Origin of the sequence: Streptomyces gilvosporeus (assembly GCF_002082195.1) — a bacterium.
Lineage (GTDB): Bacteria > Actinomycetota > Actinomycetes > Streptomycetales > Streptomycetaceae > Streptomyces > Streptomyces gilvosporeus.
The window spans coordinates 1,824,188-1,841,773 of record NZ_CP020569.1; the positions used below are offsets into that span (position 1 = coordinate 1,824,188).

Annotated in this window: 14 protein-coding genes; 3 read left to right on the top strand and 11 right to left on the bottom strand. The window is 71.8% G+C overall.

Annotated elements, in window-relative coordinates; all coding sequences use genetic code 11:
* Nucleotides 1-68: 68 nt before the first annotated feature.
* The 4 genes from B1H19_RS07975 to B1H19_RS07990 all read right to left on the bottom strand — a co-directional run bounded on the left by B1H19_RS07975 (nt 69) and on the right by B1H19_RS07990 (nt 4,217).
* Nucleotides 69-1,235 carry a thiolase domain-containing protein gene (locus B1H19_RS07975; protein WP_083103921.1) on the bottom strand — a complete coding sequence of 389 codons (1,167 nt, stop codon included), beginning with the start codon at nt 1,233-1,235 and terminating at the stop codon, nt 69-71.
* Nucleotides 1,232-2,335 (bottom strand): thiolase domain-containing protein, encoded by a 1,104-nt coding sequence (locus B1H19_RS07980; RefSeq protein ID WP_083103922.1) that lies wholly within the window; start codon nt 2,333-2,335, stop codon nt 1,232-1,234. The genes B1H19_RS07975 and B1H19_RS07980 overlap by 4 nt, the downstream gene beginning before the upstream one ends.
* Nucleotides 2,335-3,291 (bottom strand): Zn-ribbon domain-containing OB-fold protein, encoded by a 957-nt coding sequence (locus B1H19_RS07985; protein ID WP_083103923.1) that lies wholly within the window; start codon nt 3,289-3,291, stop codon nt 2,335-2,337. The genes B1H19_RS07980 and B1H19_RS07985 overlap by 1 nt, the downstream gene beginning before the upstream one ends.
* Nucleotides 3,292-3,368: 77 nt before the next feature.
* Entirely contained in the window at nt 3,369-4,217 is an 849-nt protein-coding gene (locus B1H19_RS07990; RefSeq protein WP_083109484.1) for a crotonase/enoyl-CoA hydratase family protein, read from the bottom strand.
* A gap of 209 nt (nt 4,218-4,426) precedes the next feature.
* Between B1H19_RS07990 and B1H19_RS07995 the strand changes: the two genes are divergently transcribed.
* Nucleotides 4,427-6,055 carry an acyl-CoA synthetase gene (locus B1H19_RS07995; RefSeq protein WP_083103924.1) on the top strand — a complete coding sequence of 543 codons (1,629 nt, stop codon included), beginning with the start codon at nt 4,427-4,429 and terminating at the stop codon, nt 6,053-6,055.
* A 34-nt stretch (nt 6,056-6,089) separates the two neighbouring features.
* Here the strand turns inward: B1H19_RS07995 and B1H19_RS08000 are convergent, their stop codons facing one another.
* Nucleotides 6,090-6,731: a chorismate mutase gene (locus tag B1H19_RS08000; protein WP_083103925.1), complete on the bottom strand. Its 642-nt coding sequence runs from the start codon at nt 6,729-6,731 to the stop codon at nt 6,090-6,092.
* Nucleotides 6,732-6,871: 140 nt separating this feature from the next.
* On the bottom strand, nt 6,872-7,570 hold the full coding sequence (locus B1H19_RS08005; RefSeq protein ID WP_083103926.1) for an alpha/beta fold hydrolase: 699 nt from the start codon (nt 7,568-7,570) through the stop codon (nt 6,872-6,874).
* 124 nt (nt 7,571-7,694) lie between these two features.
* Here B1H19_RS08005 and paaK point away from each other — a divergent pair, with 124 nt between their 5' ends.
* On the top strand, nt 7,695-9,038 hold the full coding sequence (gene paaK / locus B1H19_RS08010) for a phenylacetate--CoA ligase PaaK (RefSeq protein ID WP_083103927.1): 1,344 nt from the start codon (nt 7,695-7,697) through the stop codon (nt 9,036-9,038).
* A 4-nt stretch (nt 9,039-9,042) separates the two neighbouring features.
* On the opposite strand, the gene B1H19_RS08015 is transcribed toward paaK, so the two are convergent.
* From B1H19_RS08015 to B1H19_RS08035, 5 genes are all read right to left on the bottom strand, one after another.
* The gene (locus B1H19_RS08015) at nt 9,043-9,843 is read right to left on the bottom strand and encodes a VOC family protein (RefSeq protein ID WP_083103928.1); all 801 of its coding nucleotides are present in this window, start codon (nt 9,841-9,843) and stop codon (nt 9,043-9,045) included.
* 84 nt (nt 9,844-9,927) lie between these two features.
* Nucleotides 9,928-11,538: an acyl-CoA synthetase gene (locus B1H19_RS08020; protein ID WP_083103929.1), complete on the bottom strand. Its 1,611-nt coding sequence runs from the start codon at nt 11,536-11,538 to the stop codon at nt 9,928-9,930.
* A gap of 108 nt (nt 11,539-11,646) precedes the next feature.
* A complete protein-coding gene (locus B1H19_RS08025) occupies nt 11,647-13,197 on the bottom strand; it encodes an acyl-CoA synthetase (protein WP_083103930.1) in 1,551 nt (516 codons plus the stop codon).
* Nucleotides 13,194-14,318: an NAD(P)H-dependent flavin oxidoreductase gene (locus B1H19_RS08030; RefSeq protein ID WP_083103931.1), complete on the bottom strand. Its 1,125-nt coding sequence runs from the start codon at nt 14,316-14,318 to the stop codon at nt 13,194-13,196. The genes B1H19_RS08025 and B1H19_RS08030 overlap by 4 nt, the downstream gene beginning before the upstream one ends.
* A gap of 67 nt (nt 14,319-14,385) precedes the next feature.
* Nucleotides 14,386-15,942 (bottom strand): phytoene desaturase family protein, encoded by a 1,557-nt coding sequence (locus tag B1H19_RS08035; RefSeq protein WP_083103932.1) that lies wholly within the window; start codon nt 15,940-15,942, stop codon nt 14,386-14,388.
* A gap of 291 nt (nt 15,943-16,233) precedes the next feature.
* On the opposite strand from B1H19_RS08035, the gene B1H19_RS08040 reads away from it, so the two are divergent.
* Nucleotides 16,234-17,586 carry a glycoside hydrolase family 27 protein gene (locus B1H19_RS08040; protein WP_083103933.1) on the top strand — a complete coding sequence of 451 codons (1,353 nt, stop codon included), beginning with the start codon at nt 16,234-16,236 and terminating at the stop codon, nt 17,584-17,586.

Below are 17,586 nucleotides of genomic sequence, written 5' to 3' on the forward strand. Positions count from 1 at the left end.
GTCAGGGTAGTCACCGGGACCGGGGACGGACAGGGCGCGACCGCCCGCACCGGGCCGTCGGACGGGCCCTAGACGGCGGGCGGTTCGGCACCCACCAGCCACATCGAGAAGAACTGCGCGCCGCCTCCGTAGGCATGACCCAACGCCCGCCTGGCGCCGTCGACTTGGTGGGCGCCGGCCCGGCCGCGCACCTGGAGGGCGGCCTCGGCGAAGCGGAGCATTCCGGAGGCGCCGATGGGGTTGGTGGACAGGACGCCGCCCGAGGGGTTGACGGGCAGGTCGCCGTCCAGTTCGGTGACGCCGGACTCGGTGAGTTTCCAGCCCTCGCCCTCCTCGGCGAAGCCGAGGTTCTCCAGCCACATCGGCTCGTACCAGGAGAACGGGACGTACATTTCCACGGCGTCGATCTCGCGGCGGGGGTCGGTGATACCGGCCTGGCGGTAGACGTCGGCGGCGCAGTCCTTGCCCGCCTGCGGGGAGACGAAGTCCTTGCCCGCGAAGAGGGTGGGTTCGCTGCGCATGGCGCCGCCGTGCACCCAGGCGGGCGGGTGCGGGGCGCGGGCGGCCCCGGTGCGGTCGGTGAGGATCATCGCGCAGGCGCCGTCGGAGGAGGGGCAGGTCTCGGAGTAGCGGACGGGGTCCCAGAGCATGGGGGACGACTGGACCTTCTCCAGGGTCAGACCGGTTTCGTGGAGGTGCGCGTAGGGGTTCTTGAGGGCGTTGCGGCGGTCCTTGTAGGCGACGAGCGAGCCGATCGTGTCCGGGGCGCCCGCACGGCGCATATAGGCGCGGATATGCGGGGCGAAGAAGCCGCCGGCGCCCGCGAGCAGCGGCTGCTGGAAGGGGATCGGCAGGGACAGGCCCCACATCGCGTTGGACTCGGACTGCTTCTCGAAGGCGAGGGTCAGGACCGTGCGGTGGACCCGGGCGGCGACGAGGTTGGCGGCGACCAGGGCGGTGGAGCCGCCGACGGAGCCCGCCGTGTGCACCCGGAGCATCGGCTTGCCCACGGCGCCGAGCGCATCGGCCAGATACAGCTCGGGCATCATGACGCCCTCGAAGAAGTCGGGGGCCTTGCCGATGACGACGGCGTCGATGTCGGCCCAGGTCGACTGGGCGTCCTCCAGGGCGCGCCCGGCGGCCTCACGGACGAGTCCGGCAATCGAGACATCGCGGCGGGCGGCGACGTGGTGGGTCTGGCCGATGCCGGTGACGGCCACGGGCTCCTTGCTCATCGCGCCTCTCCTTCCAGGACGGCGACCAGGTTCTGCTGTAGGCACGGCCCCGAGGTGGCGTGCGCCAGGGCACGGTCGGACTCGCCGCGCTGGATGCGGGCGGCGGCCTCGCCGAGGCGGATGAGCCCGGCGGCCATGACGGGGTTGGCGGCGAGCGCGCCGCCGGAGGGGTTGATACGGACCCCCGCCGCGTCCGGGCCGTCGAGCGCGAGTGCGCGGCGCAGGACGACCTCCTGGGAGGTGAACGGGGCGTGCAGTTCGGCGGTGTCCACAGGCCGCGCGAAGTAGCCGGCGCGTTCCGCGGCCAGCCGGGTGGACGGGGAGTCGGTCAGATCGCGGACACCCAGGGCGTGGGCCTCGATGCGGTGGTCGAGGCCGCGGATCCAGGCGGGCCGGTCGCACAGCCGGCGGGCGGTGTCACCGGCGGCGAGGACGACGGCGGCCGCCCCGTCGCCGATGGGCGGGCAGTCGCCGGTACGGAGCGGGGCGACGAGGTGGTCCCCGGCGGGTACGGCGCCGCGCAGCTGAGCGTGCGGGTTGACCTCGGCGGCGGTGCGGCTGCGGGTCGCGATGCCCGCCAGGGCGCGCTCGTCGGTCAGCCCGGCGTCGATCAGGGCCTGCGCCTGGAGCGCGGCGAGAGCGACGGAATCCGGCCACAGCGGGGCGAGGTAGTACGGGTCGAGCTGCCGGGTGAGGACCTCGCGGAGGTCGCCGGGTGAGGACTTGCCGTACGCGTAGACCAGCGCGGTCTCCGCCTCGCCGGTGAGCAGCGTGACCCATGCCTCGTACAGCGCCCAGGCGCCGTCCATCTCCACATGGGATTCGGAGATCGGCGGCCAGGCGCCGACGCCGTCCAGGGCCATGGTGAAGGAGAAGGCGCGGCCGGCGAGGTAGTCGCTGGATCCGGAGCAGGTGAAGTCGATGTCGCCGGCCTTGAGTCCGGTACGCGACAGGACGTCGTGCAGCACCGGCATCAGCATCTCGACCTCGGAGGTCTCGGCGCTGCTGCGGACGTGGTCGCTCTGCCCGAAGGCGACGATGGCGACCTCGCGCAACGGGCCGGTCGAGGGGCCGGTCGAGCCGGTCGAGGGGCCGGGCATCAGATCAGCTCCTTGTAGCTGTCGTAGTCGGCGTCGGGTTCGCCGGTCGGGCGGTAGTGCTCGGGGAAGGGGGAGCCCTCGGTCCAGACGGGTTCGACGCGCAGGCCCATGCGGACCTGGTCGTAGGGGATGCCGCCGATCCGCGCGTGCAGGGCCAGATCGGCGCCGTCCAGGGCGATATGGGCGTAGACGTAGGGGACGTCGATGTCCAGGTTGCGGGCCTTGATGTTGACGATGCAGAAGGTGGTGACGGTGCCGCGGGGGCCGACCTCGACCTGGGGGCCGGTGGCCACGCCGCAGGTGGGGCAGGCGCCGCGGGGCGGGACATAGACCTTGCGGCAGGCGGGGCAGCGTTCGCCGAGGGTCCTGCGGTCGGCGAGCGCCTGGATGTAGCGGGACTGGGCGGCGCCGGGCGAGTAGGTGTAGTCGAGGCGGGCGGGGGCGGTGATGCCGGTGAGGGCGTCGGGGAACTGTCCGTCGTGGGCGACGGGTTCACGGGTGTGCCCGTCGCCTCCGGTGCCCTGGTCCGGTTCGAAGCAGGAGATGTCGGTGATCGCGCCGGTACGTTCGGCGGCCCAGCGGATGCGGACCCGCATCCCGGTGCGTACGGCGTCGGGGCCGGGCGCGTCCAGGGCGTGCAGCAGGGCGGTGTCGGCGCCGTCGAGCCGGACCAGGACCCAGGCGAACGGGGTGGTCAGGGGCTGTCCGCGGCGCGGGGTGGGGTTCCAGGCCCAGGTGGTGACGGTGCCGGCGGTGCCGACCTCGACCAGCTCGCGGATCTCCTCGGCCGTGACCGGGTCGTATTCGGCGGGCGGGACGACGACCCGGCCGTCGCTCGCCTTGACGCCGAGGACGGTACGTTCGCGCAGGCCCGTGAGGAAGGCGCTCTGGACGGGCCCGAGCGAGCGGGTGAAGGGGAATTCGACGACGAGGGGCGCGGTGAGGATGTCCGGCATGGGGTCTCCGTGAGGGGTGGGGCGCAGGGGCGAGGCGGGATCGGGGGACGACGGGTCCTGCGGCGCACAGGATCCGGTCAGGTGCGCCGATAGACGGGCGGCCGCTTCTCCGCGAAGGCCCGCGCGCCTTCCTTGGCGTCGTCGGTGTCGAAAATCGGCCATCCACGGGCGAGTTCGGCGGCAAGGCCGTCGCTCTCGGTCATCCCGGCGGTCTCATAGACGGACGCCTTGACGGCCTCGACGGCGAGCGGTCCGCAGGCGTTGATCTGCTCGGCGATCTCCAGGGCCTTGGCGAGCGCACTGCCGTCGGGGACGACATGGCCGATCAGGCCGATGCGGGCGGCCTCGGGGGCCGGGTACGGACGGCCGGTGAGCAGCATTTCGAGGGCGTGGGTACGGGGAATCTGACGGGCGAGGCGGACGGTGGAGCCGCCGATCGGGAACAGCCCGCGCCTGACCTCGTAGAGGCCGAAGGTCGCGCTCTCGCCCGCGATCCGGATGTCGGTGCCCTGGAGGATCTCCGTCCCCCCGGCGACACAGTGGCCCTCGACGGCGGCGATCACCGGTTTGCGGGGACGGTGGTGCCGCAGCATCGCCTTCCAGTGCAGATCGGGGTCGGCGCGCAGCCTGTCGCGGTACCGTTCGCCCGCCATCCCCTTGCCGGCCAGGGCCTTGAGGTCCATCCCCGCGCAGAAGGTGCCGCCGGCCCCGGTGAGCACGATGGAGCGGATCTCGTCGTCCTCGTCGGCCGCCGCCCAGCCGTCGTACAGGCCCACCAGCATCGGCAGCGAGAGGGCGTTCTTCGCCTCCGGCCGGTTGAGGGTGAGCACCAGGGTCGCACCGCACCGCTCCACGGTCAGGTGTTCCGTCCCGCCCGCGTCCCCTGGCCGTGCTCCGCTTCCCGTTCCTTCCGTGCCACCCACCATTCCGTCCTCCCGTCTCAAGGCGTAGAACAGGTAGAACAGGTTGCAGTAGCGCCACGGCGACTTCAAGGCTTTTTCTGACACCTAGTCAGATTTCTTGGCTCCGAGGCCTTCCCTGCTCCTCCCCCCGGCGCTCTAATGACCGCCGGGGTCCGGTCCGGTGGGACGGGGCCAGGCCGCCGTCCGCCCGGTCCAGGAGCCCTGGAGGAGACATGGAGTACAACCTTGCCGACCTCTTCGAGTCGATCGTCGACACGGTCCCCGACCGTGAGGCGCTGGTGTACGTCGACCATCCGGGCACCGGCGCCGAACGCCGTCTGACCTACGCGGAGCTCGACCGCGCCGCCAACCGGCTCGCCCACCACCTGAGCGACCAGGGGATCGGCCCCGGCCGGCACGTCGGGCTCCACCTCTACAACAGCGTCGCCTACCTCCAGGCCGTCTACGCCTGTCTGAAGATCCGCGCCGTCCCGGTCAACGTCAACTACCGCTATGTCGAGGAGGAGTTGGTCTATCTCTACCGCGACGCGGACCTGGTGGGGCTGGTCTTCGACGCGGAGTTCACCGAACGGGTCGCCGCCGCCCTCCCCCAGGCGCCCGCGCTGCGGCATCTCGTACGGGTCGGCACACCACCCGCCGGCGCCCCCGAACCGGCGATCGCCCCCGTGGCCCTGGCGGACGCCGAGGCCGCCGGATCGCCCGCACGCGGCTTCGGACCGCGTTCCGCCGACGACCAGATCGTCATCTACACCGGCGGCACCACCGGGATGCCCAAGGGCGTGATGTGGCGCCACGAGGACATCTTCTTCTCGGGGATGGGTGGCGGCGCACCGACCGGCGAACCGGTCAAACGGCCGCAGGAGCTGGCCGAACGAGTCGCGGCGGGCGGCGAGGGCATCGTCTTCTTCCCGACTCCCCCGCTGATGCACGGCACCTCCACCCTCACCGCGTTCATCGCCTTCCACTTCGGCCAGAAGGTCGTCCTGCACCGCAAGTACGTGCCGGAGGAGGTGCTGCGGACCGTTGCCCGCGAGAAGGTCACCAGTGTGTCGTTGGTCGGCGATGCGATGCTGCGCCCGCTCGTCGATGCGCTCGGCGGGCCGCTGAAGGGCACCGACTGTTCGTCCCTCTTCAGCGTCAGCAGCTCCGGTGCGATCCTCTCCGAGACGGTACGGGACCAGTTCAGCGCGCTGGTCCCGCATGCCCTGCTGCTCAACAACTTCGGCTCCTCGGAATCGGGCTTCAACGGGACGGCGACCGAGGACTCCGGGCCGGACGTCGGGTTCCGGCTGCGGGTCAATGCCCGTACGGCGGTGGTGGATCCGGCCACCCGCGCGCCGGTGCCGGTGGGCGAACCGGGGCGGCTGGCGCAGCGTGGGCACGTACCGCTCGGCTACTACAACGATCCGGCGAAAACCGCCGAGACGTTCTTCGAGCGGGACGGGGACCGGTGGGTGCTGCTGGGCGATATGGCGAGCGTCGATACGGAGGGCATCGTCACCGTCCTGGGGCGTGGGTCGCAGTGCATCAACTCCGGCGGCGAGAAGATCTATCCGGAGGAGGTCGAACAGGCGCTGAAGGCACATCCGGACGTGTACGACGCACTGGTGGCGGGCGTGCCGGACGAACGCTGGGGCAACCGCGTCGCGGCCGTCGTCCAACTCCGCGCCGGGTCGGCCCCGTTGGACCTCGCAAGCGTGCAGGCCCATTGCCGCACCCGGCTGGCCGGTTACAAGATCCCGCGGGCCGTGGTCTTCACCGACCGCATCCAGCGCTCACCCAGCGGCAAGGCGGACTACCGGTGGGCCAAGGCGGTGGTGCGGGGCGAAGGAGCCGGGTGACGGGGTCGCCCCGCGATCGGCCGCCCCCCCCCGCTCAGCCGCAGACCGAGCGCAGCGAACGGGCCAGTGCCACCGTGTGCAGCGGGTCCAGGTGCCGCTCGTACCGTATTCGGGCGGCGGACACCGTCACCAGCGGAGCGCAGTACGGCGCGGAACGGGCCTGCGGGGAGGCGGCGATGGCGCGGACCAGCGCGCCGTTGAGGCGATTGATCTCCTTGCGCACCTCGTTCAGGTCCGGGCGCTCGGCCGGCGCCCGGGACGGGTCGGCGTCCCACTCCCGGAACAGCCCGCGCTGGACGATCTTGCTCGCCTCGATCTGGTCCCGGAAGATCCGCACCGTCGCCTCGGGATCGGCCCCCAGCCGCCGCGCCTGCTCGGCCACCGAGTCCAGGACCACCCGCTCGCGGGCCGGATCGTCGATCGGACTGCCGGTGCCCCATTTCGCCGCGGCCACCAGGTCTCCGGTGGCCAGACGCTCGGCGGACAGCGCGGCGAGGGGGCGCAGTCGGGCGTACGGGGAGTGGGCGGCCGCGGGGGCGGCGGATGCCCGTTCGGCGGGTGCAGGGGCGGCGGACAGGGGCGCCGCGGCGGCCCCGCCGGCTCCGGCGAACAGGAGGGTCGCGGTGGCGCCGGCGATCAGCGCGCGGCGCATCGTGCTGATGAACGACACGGTCATCCTTTCTCGGGTGGCGTCATGGTGTTCATCGTCGCACCCGGCACTGACAATGCCGCCGACTGCGCCATGAACCGGCCGCCTGACAGCGCGAACTGACGGAATCTCAGGAGACAGCCTCGCGGGTATGCCCTCCGGCCCGCCTACGGTCGCGGCGCCAGGAAGGACGTCACGGCCGCAAGAAACTCCCCCGGGCGCTCCTCATGGACGAGATGGCCGCCGCCCTCGATGGTCACGAGGCGGGCGCCGGGGATGCGGTCGGCCATCTCGGCGAGCCGGTGCTGCGGGATATGGCTGGTGGGGCCGCCGCCGATGACGAGGGTGGGTGCGGCGATCTTCGCGAGGCTCTCCCACCACAGCGGGTCGGGGGCATTGCGCTCCGCCGCCACCGCGGCCGCGGCGCGCCAGTCGTACGACTGCGGTCCGGCCGGCTGTCCGGGCACCTCCCGCGGCGGATCGGCGGGCAGCGGCGGTGCGGCCTCCTCCAGGACCAGCCGGTCCACCAGGTCAGGGCGGTGCGCGGCGAGCAGCAGGGCGGCGCCCGCGCCCAGCGAGTGGCCGATCAGGGTCACCCGCTCCAGCCCCAGGGCCGCGACGAACCCGATCGCATCGTCGCGCCAGTGCTCATGGCCGTACTCGCCGGGCCAGTCGCTGTGTCCATGGCCCCGCTGGTCGAGGGCGAACACCCGGTGCGTACCGGCGAGCCGGCCGACCACTCCGCGCCAGTCCTCGCCGTCCTCTCCCAGGCAGTGCAACAGGACGGCCGGGGGTGCGTCCGGCTCACCCCACACCCGGTACGCCAGCCGAATCTCACCAACCCGTACTTTCTGGACGTCACTCATGCGCGGGACGCTACCCGTGGGGTCCCTGCGGCACGCCCCTTGACGTGTTCGCCGCGCGCTGATTACTTGGACCGGCATGCAGCTACCGAATGATCGGTAGGGAGAACTGAGGCGGTGACTCTCCATGCCGGAATCGGCTACGGGTGCAGAGGGCGGCGGCACGGACCCCACCCTCCCCACCTTCGACGACGCGGAACGGCTCTCCCCGGACGCCCTGCGCGCGCTGCAACTGACCCGGCTGCGCGCCTCCTTGCAGCACGCCTATGAGCATGTGCCGTTCTACCGGGAGTCCTTCGACCGCGCGGGTGTCCGGCCCGACGACTGCCGTACGCTCGGCGACCTCGCCCGCTTCCCGTTCACCGTGAAGGACGATCTGCGCGCGCAGTACCCCTTCGGGATGTTCGCGGTCCCGAAGCACGAGGTGCGCCGTCTGCACGCCTCCAGCGGCACGACCGGCCGCCCCACCGTCGTCGGCTATACCGAACGCGATCTCTCCCACTGGGCGGACGTCGTCGCCCGCTCGATCCACGCGGCGGGCGGGCGGCCCGGCCACACCGTCCATATCGCTTATGGATACGGGCTGTTCACCGGCGGCCTCGGTGCGCACTACGGCGCGGAGCGGCTCGGCTGTACGGTCGTGCCGGCGTCCGGCGGGATGACCGGCCGGCAGGTGCAGATCATCCAGGACTTCCGCCCCGAGATCATCATGGTGACGCCGTCGTACATGCTCACCCTGCTGGACGAGTTCGAGCGGCAGGGCGTCGACCCGCGGACCACCTCGCTCAAGGTGGGCATCTTCGGCGCCGAGCCGTGGACCCAGGAGATGCGGCGCGAGATCGAGGAACGGTTCGCGATCGACGCGGTGGACCTCTACGGCCTGTCGGAGGTCATGGGCCCCGGCGTCGCCCAGGAGTGCGTGGAGACCAAGGACGGGCTGCACATCTGGGAGGACCACTTCTATCCGGAGGTGGTCGATCCGTTCACCGGCGAGGTACTGCCGGACGGTGAGCACGGCGAACTGGTCTTCACCTCGCTGACCAAGGAGGCCATGCCCGTCATCCGCTATCGCACCCGGGATCTGACCCGGCTGCTGCCCGGCACCGCGCGCCCCGCCTTCCGCCGGATGGAGAAGATCACCGGGCGCAGCGACGACATGATCATTCTGCGCGGGGTCAACCTCTTCCCCGCGCAGATCGAGGAGATCGTGCTGCGCACACCCGGCATCGCCCCGCACTTCCAGCTGCGGCTGACCCGCGAGGGGCGGATGGACCATCTGACCGTACGGGCCGAGGCCCGGCCGGATGCGACGCCGGAGGAGCGTACGGCGGCGGTCGGGCAGATCGCGCGGTGCGTCAAGGACGGCATCGGCGTCTCCGTCGCGGTCGAGATCGTCGATCCGGAGACGCTGGAGCGTTCGGTCGGCAAGATCAAGCGCATCGTGGACGCGCGGCCACGGGACGAGGCGTAACGGCTCAGGTCATCTGGGGGTCGCCCTTGATCAGGGCGAAGGCGGCACCCGCCGGGTCCTTGAGCATGGCCAGGCGGCCGACGCCCGGTGCGTTGCTCGGCGGGATCAGGACCGTGGCGCCGCGGGAGGTGGCCGCGGCGAAGGTGGCGTCACAGTCGGCCACGCCGAAATACGGGTGCCACTCCGACGTCGAACCGGCCTCGCGGTGCTCCTTCTGCAACTGCATGATGCCGCCCTGGCCCGTGTCCCCCTCCCGGCCGCCGCCGGGCGAGGAGACGACGGAGTAGACCATGTCGCCGCCCATCGGCATGTCCTGGTACCCCCAGGAGAAGACCGACGCGTAGAAGTCCTTCGCGGCGGCCGAATCGGTGGTGTACAGCTCCGTCCAGCACAGGGTGTCGGCTTCCATCACCGTGTCCAGGCCCTTGGTGTCGCCGGGCTGCCATACGGCGAACTGCGCGCCCGTGGGGTCGGTGTAGCCGGCCAGCCGGCCGGCCGTGAAGACGTCCATCGGCGGGACGCGGACCGAGCCGCCCGCCTGCTCCACGGCCTTGGTCGTGGCGTCCGCGTCGGCGGTGTGGAAGTACACCGTCCAGGCGGAGCGCGCGCCCTTCTCCGTGAGCGGGCCGACCGCGCCGACGGTCTTGCCGTCCAGCTGGAAGAAACCGTAGCCGCCGGACTCCGGGCCCGCCGACTGCACCGTCCAGCCGAAGACGCCGGAGTAGAAGTCGGCGGCGGCTTGGGGATCGGGCGCGCCGAGGTCGATCCAGTTGGGTGTGCCGGGGACGTACTGGGTGGTCAGCATGCTGCTTCCTCCGCTGCTCTGCTGGAGTCGGTCACGGACTTTCAGCATGGCAGGAGGCACTGACAGTCGCCCTCCGCCCGGCGCTCAGGGCGTGGCGAGGCGGTCGCGCAGCTCCCGCTTGAGGACCTTGCCGCTGGCGTTGCGCGGCAGCGCGTCGACGAACACCACCCGCCGGGGCGCCTTGAACGGCGCGAGGCGGGCGCGGGCGGCGTCGATCAGCTCCTGCTCGCTCACCGCGCCGACGAGCCCGTCGACACCGTCGTCGCCTTTGCCTTCGCCGCCGCCTTCGCCGTCCGTGCGCCGTACGACCACCGCCGTCACCGCCTCGATCCACCGCTCGTCCGGCAGCCCGATGACCGCGACCTCGGCGACCTGCGGATGCTCGTAGAGCACATCCTCCACCTGGCGGGAAGCGACCAGTACGCCGCCGGAGTTGATGACGTCCTTGACCCGGTCGACCACCGTGAAATAGCCCTCCGCATCCCGGACGGCGAGGTCGCCGGAGTGGAACCAGCCGTCCCGGAAGGCTTCGGCGGTCTCCTCGGGCTTGTCCCAGTAGCCGGTGCACAGCTGGGGCGAGCGGTAGACGATCTCCCCGCGGGTGCCGTCGGGCACCTCATGGCCGTTCTCGTCGACCAGGCGGGCCTCCACGAACAGCACCGGGCGGCCGCACGAGTCCATCCGGCCGTCGTGCTCGTCCGGTCCCAGCACGGTGGCCAGCGGGCCGATCTCGCTCTGCCCGAAGCAGTTGTAGAACGCGAGGGAGGGCAGCCGGGCGCGCAGCCGCTCCAGGACCGGTACGGGCATGATCGAGGCTCCGTAGTAGGCCTTGCGCAGTCCGTCGAGGTCCCGGACGGCGAAGTCCGGGTGGTTCGACAGCGCGATCCAGACCGTCGGCGGTGCGAACAGGCTGTCCGCCAGGCCCGCTTCGACCAGGTCGAAGATCCTGTCGGGCGCGGGTCCGTCGAGGATGGTGTTCTCCGCGCCGACCGCCAGATAGGGCAGCAGGAAGACATGCATCTGCGCGGAGTGGTAGAGCGGCAGGGAGTGCACCGGCCGGTCGCTCTCCCGGAGGTCGAGGGCGACGACGGCGCTGGTGTATTCGTGCACCAGCGCACGGTGCGTCATCATCGCGCCCTTGGGGAGGGCGGTGGTCCCCGAGGTGTAGAGCAGCTGGACGAGGGTGTCGTCGGCGGCCGCCGCCGGTGTCGGATCCGCTGTCGCATCCCGTGACGCATCCGGCGTCGGATCCGGCTCACCGCCCGTCTCCGCCGCCGCGGCGAGCAGCTCCAGGAGCCCGTCCGGCGCGCCGTACAGCGGCATGGTGCGCAAGGAGGCCGGCAGCCGGTGGGCCAGGGCGGGGTCGGTGAGCGCCAGTGTGCTGCCGGACTGCTCCAGGATGTAGCGCAGGTCGTCGCCGGTGAGGGCGTGGTTGACCGGCACATGCACCAGGCCGGCGCGGGCGCAGGCCAGGAAGGCGATCAGGTACGCGTCGGAGTTGTGCCCGTACGACGCGACCCGGTCGCCGGACCGCAGCCCCTGCGCGAGCAGCACCCGGGCCGCGGCGGTCACCGCGTCGTCCAGCTCGCGGTACGTCCACGCCCGGTCCCCGAACCGCACCGCCGTCCGCCCGGGAACCCGCCGCGCGCTGCGCCGCAGGACCCCGTCCACCGTGTTGCTCCGCGCTTGGGTCATGGCGTGATCCTCGGGCTCGCCTGACGCCGGGTCAAGCCCTGTGGACAGAGCGTCGCGGTCCCACACCGGAACGGCGCCGGCCCCGCCCGCCCCGGGGCCGCCCGCCCCCTACACAGCCCGCTCCCGCCCCTCCCAGTACGGGTCGCGAAGGCGCCGTTTGTAGAGCTTGCCGTTGGGGTCGCGGGGCAGGGCGTCGACGAAGTCCACGGAGCGCGGGCGTTTGTAGGGGGCCAGCCGGCGTGCGCAGTGGGAGAGGATGGCATCGGCGAGGGCGGGGCCGGGCTCGTGGCCCTCGGCCGGTTCGACGACGGCCTTGACCTCCTCGCCCCAGTCGTCGTGCGGGATGCCGAAGGCGGCGGCGTCGGCGACGGCGGGGTGGCCGAGCAGGGCGGACTCGATCTCGGCGGGGTAGATGTTGACCCCGCCCGAGATGATCATGTCGATCTTGCGGTCGCGGAGGAAGAGATAGCCGTCCTCGTCCAGATAGCCGAGGTCGCCCACAGTGAAGAAGTCGCCGATGCGGTTCTTCTTCGTCTTGGTCTCGTCCTTGTGGTAGCTGAAGCCGCCGGTGGTCATCTTCATGTAGACGGTGCCCAGTTCACCGGGCGGCAGCCGGTTGCCGTCGTCGTCGAAGACGGCCAGTTCGCTGATGGGCCAGGCCCTGCCGACCGTACCGGGCTTTTTGAGCCAGTCCTCGGCCGTGGCGAAGGCGCCGCCGCCCTCGCTCGCCGCGTAGTACTCCTCGACGCAGTCGCCCCACCACTCGATCATGGCGCGTTTGACGTGGTCGGGGCAGGGCGCTGCGCCGTGGATGGCATGCCGCATGGCGCTCACGTCGTAGGCCGTGCGTACTTCCTCCGGGAGGGCGAGGAGGCGGTGGAACTGGGTGGGGACCATATGGGTGTGGGTGCACCGGTGGGCGTCCATCAGGGCCAGCATCTGCCGGGGCGTCCACTTGTCCATCAGGACGATGCGGTGGCCGATGTGCAGGGAGGCGCCGGCGAATTGCAGCACCGCGGTGTGGTAGAGCGGCGAGCAGACGAGGTGGACGTTGCCGTCGAACGGCTTGATGCCGAAGATGGCGAGGAAGCCGCCCAGATAGGTCTCCTCCGGGGGTTTGCCCGGGAGCGGGCGGCGGATGCCGCGGGGGCGTCCGGTGGTGCCCGAGGTGTAGTTCATGACCCAGCCCAGGGTGCGGTCGGCGGGCGGGGATTCCGGCTGTCCGGCGAGGAGGCGCTCGTAGGGGAGGAATCCGTCGACGGTGCCGACGGCGTAGCGCTGCCCGGCCGACAGTCCGGCCTCGTCGGCGGCCTGGCGGGCCGCGTCGCCGTAGCGCTCGTGGGCGATCAGCGCCTTCGCGCCCGAGTCGGCGACGATCCAGGCGATCTCGGGGCCGACGAGGTGGTGGTTGACGGGCACGAGATAGAACCCGGCCTGGGAGGCCGCCAGATAGGCGGTGAAGAACTCGACGCCGTTGGGGAGGACGACGGCGAAGGCGTCGCCGCGTACCAGGCCCGCCGCGCGCAGGCCGTGCACCAGTCGGTTGGCGGCGGCGTGCAGCCGGCCCGCGGTCCACTCCTGGCCGTCCGGGGCGATCAGGACGGTACGGTCCGGGTCGGCGGTTGCCTGCGCCCAGAAGCCGTTGGGGGGCTGGCTCACCGCTGGCTCCTTCCGGCGATGCGGTTGATGCGGTCGATGGCCCGCTCGAAGCCGCGGGTGAGGTCGTCGAAGACCGCCTGGACGCTGCGTTCGCTGGTCATCCGGCCCACGATCTGGCCGACCGGCGTGCCCAGCAGCGGCTCCACCTCGTGCCGTTGGATACGGGAGTTGGCCTCGGCGACCAGCAGCCCCTGCAACGGCATGGGCAGCGGACCGGGGCCGCTGGGGTCGTCCCAGGCATCGGTCCAGTCGGTGCGCAGCTGGCGGGCGGGCTTGCCGGTCAGGGCGCGGGAGCGGACGGTGTCGCCGGGACCGGCGGCGAGCAGTTTCGCGGTCAGCCGGCGGGAGTGCAGTTCGGCCTCCTCGGTGGTCAGCCAGAGGGAGCCGAGCCAGACGCCCTGGGCGCCGAGGGCGAGGCCGGCGGCGATCTGTTCGCCGGTGCCGATGCCGCCGGCCGCGAGAACGGGCAACGGGTCGACGGCGGCGACCACTTCGGGGGTGAGGACCATGGTGGCGATCTCGCCGGTGTGGCCGCCGGCCTCGTAGCCCTGGGCGACGACGATGTCGATTCCGGCGGCCTTGTGGTGGCGGGCGTGGCGGGGGCTGCCGGCCAGCGCGGCAACCAGGATGCCGTGGTCATGGGCGCGCCGGACGACATCGGGCGGCGGTGAGCCGAGGGCGTTGGCGAGCAGCTTGATCGGATAGTCGAAGGCCACATCGAGCTGGGTGCGGGCGACCTGTTCCATCCATCCGGTGATCCGCCAGCCGGAGGCTTCCCCCTCCGCGAGCTGCGGCACATGATATTTGTCAAGGATTTCGGTGACGAATCGCCGGTGTTCGTCGGGGATCATCGCCTCGACGTCGGCCTCGGTCAGTGTTTGCTTGTCCGGGGCCTCCACCTTCTTGGCGGGCATCACCACATCGAGGCCGTAGGGCAGCCCGTCGGTGTGCTCCTGCATCCAGTCCAGGTCGCGGGCCAGCTCGCCCGGCGCGGTGTAGCGGACCGCGCCGAGCACCCCGAACCCGCCCGCCCGGGTGATCGCCGCGGCGACCGCGGGGAAGGGCGTGAATCCGAAGACGGCGTGCTCGACGCCCAGCGCGTTGCTCAGCTCCGTCTGCATGGGCGCAGGATGCCGCAGCGGGGCGTACGAGGGAAGAGATTTTCTGATGGCCTATCAGAAATGCCCTTCACCCCTCCTCCAGCACCGCCATCGCCGCGTTGTGCCCCGGGATCCCGCTGACTCCCCCGCCGCGCACCGCGCCCGCCCCGCACAGCAGGACGTTGGGGTGGGCGGTGGCCACTCCCCAGCACCCCGGTGCGCCCTCGGGCCGCTCGTCCTCCGGGTCCGCGTACGGAAAGGCCAGTTCGCGGTGGAAGATGTTGCCGCCCGGCAGCCCCAGCTCGCGGTCCAGGTCGAGGGGGGTCTTTGCCTCGATGCAGGGGCGGCCGTCGGCGTCGGTGGCCAGGCAGTCGGCGAGCGGCTCGGCGAGGTGGGCGTCCAGCTCGGCCAGGGTGGCGGCCAGCAGCCGGTCACGGGTGGCGTCGTGGTCGTCGGTGAAGAGGCGGGCGGGGGCGTGCAGGCCGAAGAGGGTGAGGGTCTGGTGGCCCGTGCGGACGAGGTCGGGGCCGAGGATGGAGGGGTCGGTGAGGGAGTGGCAGTAGATCTCCGAAGGCGGGGCGGCGGGCAGGCCGCCGGCCGCGGCCTGCCGGTAGGAGCGCTCCAGCTGGTCGTAGCCCTCGGCGACATGGAAGGTGCCGGCGAAGGCGTCCCGGGGGTCGACTCGGCTGTCGCGCAGCCGGGGCAGGCGCGTGAGCAGCATGTTCACCTTGAGCTGGGCGCCCTCGGCGGGCGGTGGCGGGGTCTCGCCCAGGAGGTGGGCCAGTTCCCGCGGGGAGGCGTTGACCAGCACCCGGCGGGCGCCGACGGTGCCCTGAGGGCAGGTCACCTCCGCGCTGCGGCCGTCGGTGGCGAGGGCCGTGACCGGGCAGTCGGTGACGATCTCGGCCCCGGCGCCGCGGGCGGCGTCGGCCAGGGCGTCGGTGAGGGCGCCCATGCCGCCCACGGGGACGTCCCAGTCGCCGGTGCCGCCGCCGATGACGTGATAGAGGAAGCAGCGGTTCTGGCGCAGGGCCGGATCGTGGGCGGTGGTGAAGGTGCCGATCAGGGCGTCGGTCAGGACGACGCCGCGGACCAGGTCGTCGGCGAAGGTCTCCTCGACGGTCTCACCCAGGGGGCGTTCGAAAAGGGCCTGCCAGGTGGCGTCGTCGTCGATCCGGGCGCGGAGGTCGGCGCGGGTGGGCAGCGGTTCGGTGAGGGTGGGAAAGACCCGTTGGGCGAGGCGGTGGGTGGTGCCGTAGAAACGCTGCCATGCGGCGAACTCTCGGTCGGATCCGGTCAGTTGGGCGAACGCCTCGCGGGTGCGGCTCTCGCCGGCGCCCACCAGGAGGCCGGTGGGGCGGCCGTCGCGGACGGCGGGGGTGTAGGAGGAGACGGTCCGCTTGCGGACGGCGAAGCGCAGCCCGAGGTCCCGCACGATCTTCTGCGGCAGCAGGCTGACGAGATACGAGTAACGGGACAGCCGGGCGTCGACCCCGGCGAACGCCCGGGTCGACACGGCCGCACCACCGGTGTGGTCCAGCCGCTCCAGCACCAGCACGCTGCGCCCGGCGCGTGCGAGGTAGGCGGCGGCCACCAGTCCGTTGTGCCCGCCGCCGACGATGACCACGTCATACGAAGTCCGCATGCCCCTTGGTAACACATCGTCAGGCAGCCGGGTATCACGCCGCCAGTCCCTCGGGTATCGCCCCGTCAAACTGGCGCGTAACACACCCTCAGGCCCCGCGTACCACACGGCTTTCGCACACGGAATCGCACCCGCCCGGCGCAGGCGTGAAACCGCCGGTCGGGACGGTGCGGCTTCTTGACCGGGCGGGGGCCGACTTCTAGCGTCCGGCCGTGCGCCGCACCGCCCGCCGGACACACCGCACCGGGCGGTGCACGCCCCGGCCGTCCCGCCCACCCCGTGAGGTGACCCGTGTCCCACCGTCAGGTTCCCCGCACCGGCCGCATCCTCGCCACACTGACCACCGTCGTCGCCTGCTCCGCCGGACTGCTCGCCTCCACCGGCCCCGCCAGCGCCGCGCCCGACGCCCACCGCACCGCCGCCCGTCCCGGCACCGCCGCGGACAGCACCGCCGATGCCTCGGAGGGTGCCCAGGACGGCGCCAGGGCCTACCCCAACCTGGCGCCCAGGCCCCCGATGGGCTGGAACAACTGGTCGTACTACACCTGCGACGTCAACGAGAAGGTCGTCCTGGACAACGCCCGGGCGCTCGCGCGGAACGGGCTGGCGGACCGGGGCTACGACACCGTGACGATCGACGACTGCTGGATGGCCAAGCAGCGCGGACCGCAGGGCGAGCTGGTGGCGGACCCGGCGAAGTTCCCGCACGGCATGGCCTACATCGGCCGGGAACTGCACCGGCTGGGGCTCAGGTTCGGCATCTACGAGGACGTCGGCACCCTGACCTGCGGGAAGTACCCTGGCAGTTACGGGCACTTCGAGCAGGACGCCCGGCAGTTCGCCGGATGGGGCGTCGACTACCTCAAGGCGGACGGCTGCAATGTACCCCGGCCGGCAGGCCGTACCAAGGAGCAGAGCTACCGCGACGTGTACGAGCAGCAGAGCCGGGCGCTGTTGGCCACCGGACGTCCCATCACCTTCTCGGTGTCGGCGCCGGCCTATTTCCAGTACGACGGCGACAGCGTCTGGCATCAGGTCATCGAATGGTCCGCCAAACTGGGCAACCTGTGGCGGGGCGGCCGGGACATCGCGCTGGAACAGCAGAGCGCGGCCACGAAGTGGTCCTCCATCCTCTACAACTTCCGCTACAACGCGAAGCTGAACGGTCTCCAGCGACCCGGCCGCTGGAACGACCCGGACTTCCTGCTCGTGGGCGACTCGGGGCTCAGCCGTCACGAGATGCAGAGCCAGATGTCGCTGTGGGCGATGATGGCCGCGCCGCTGATTTCCAGTACGAATCTGGCCGAACTCTCCCCGGAGGCGCGCGAGGTGCTCGGCAACCGCGCGATCATCGCCGTCGACCAGGACTCCCTCGGCCGGCAGGGCGAGGTCGTCGCGCAGAACGACGGCTTCACGGTGATGTCCAAGCGGCTGCGCAACGGCGACCGCGCGGTGGCGCTGTTCAACTCCGGCGACACGCCGCGCACGCTGTCCACCACGGCAGAGGCGGTGGGGTTGCCGGCGTCGTCGTCGTACTGGATGCGCGATCTGGTCACCGGGCGCGGCCGGCACAGCGACGGGAAGATCGCGGCGCGGGTGCCCGCGCACGGCACCGTCCTCTACCGGATCACCGCACGCTCCTGA

Coding starts and splice junctions, on each gene's coding strand:
- B1H19_RS08015 (WP_083103928.1), bottom strand. CDS start 9,843: ATGCTGACCACCCAGTACGTCCCCGGCACACCCAACTGGATCGACCTC.
- B1H19_RS07980 (WP_083103922.1), bottom strand. CDS start 2,335: ATGCCCGGCCCCTCGACCGGCTCGACCGGCCCCTCGACCGGCCCGTTG.
- B1H19_RS08020 (WP_083103929.1), bottom strand. CDS start 11,538: ATGACCCAAGCGCGGAGCAACACGGTGGACGGGGTCCTGCGGCGCAGC.
- B1H19_RS07995 (WP_083103924.1), top strand. CDS start 4,427: ATGGAGTACAACCTTGCCGACCTCTTCGAGTCGATCGTCGACACGGTC.
- paaK (WP_083103927.1), top strand. CDS start 7,695: ATGCCGGAATCGGCTACGGGTGCAGAGGGCGGCGGCACGGACCCCACC.
- B1H19_RS07990 (WP_083109484.1), bottom strand. CDS start 4,217: ATGGTGGGTGGCACGGAAGGAACGGGAAGCGGAGCACGGCCAGGGGAC.
- B1H19_RS07985 (WP_083103923.1), bottom strand. CDS start 3,291: ATGCCGGACATCCTCACCGCGCCCCTCGTCGTCGAATTCCCCTTCACC.
- B1H19_RS08030 (WP_083103931.1), bottom strand. CDS start 14,318: ATGCAGACGGAGCTGAGCAACGCGCTGGGCGTCGAGCACGCCGTCTTC.
- B1H19_RS07975 (WP_083103921.1), bottom strand. CDS start 1,235: ATGAGCAAGGAGCCCGTGGCCGTCACCGGCATCGGCCAGACCCACCAC.
- B1H19_RS08035 (WP_083103932.1), bottom strand. CDS start 15,942: ATGCGGACTTCGTATGACGTGGTCATCGTCGGCGGCGGGCACAACGGA.
- B1H19_RS08000 (WP_083103925.1), bottom strand. CDS start 6,731: ATGACCGTGTCGTTCATCAGCACGATGCGCCGCGCGCTGATCGCCGGC.
- B1H19_RS08005 (WP_083103926.1), bottom strand. CDS start 7,570: ATGAGTGACGTCCAGAAAGTACGGGTTGGTGAGATTCGGCTGGCGTAC.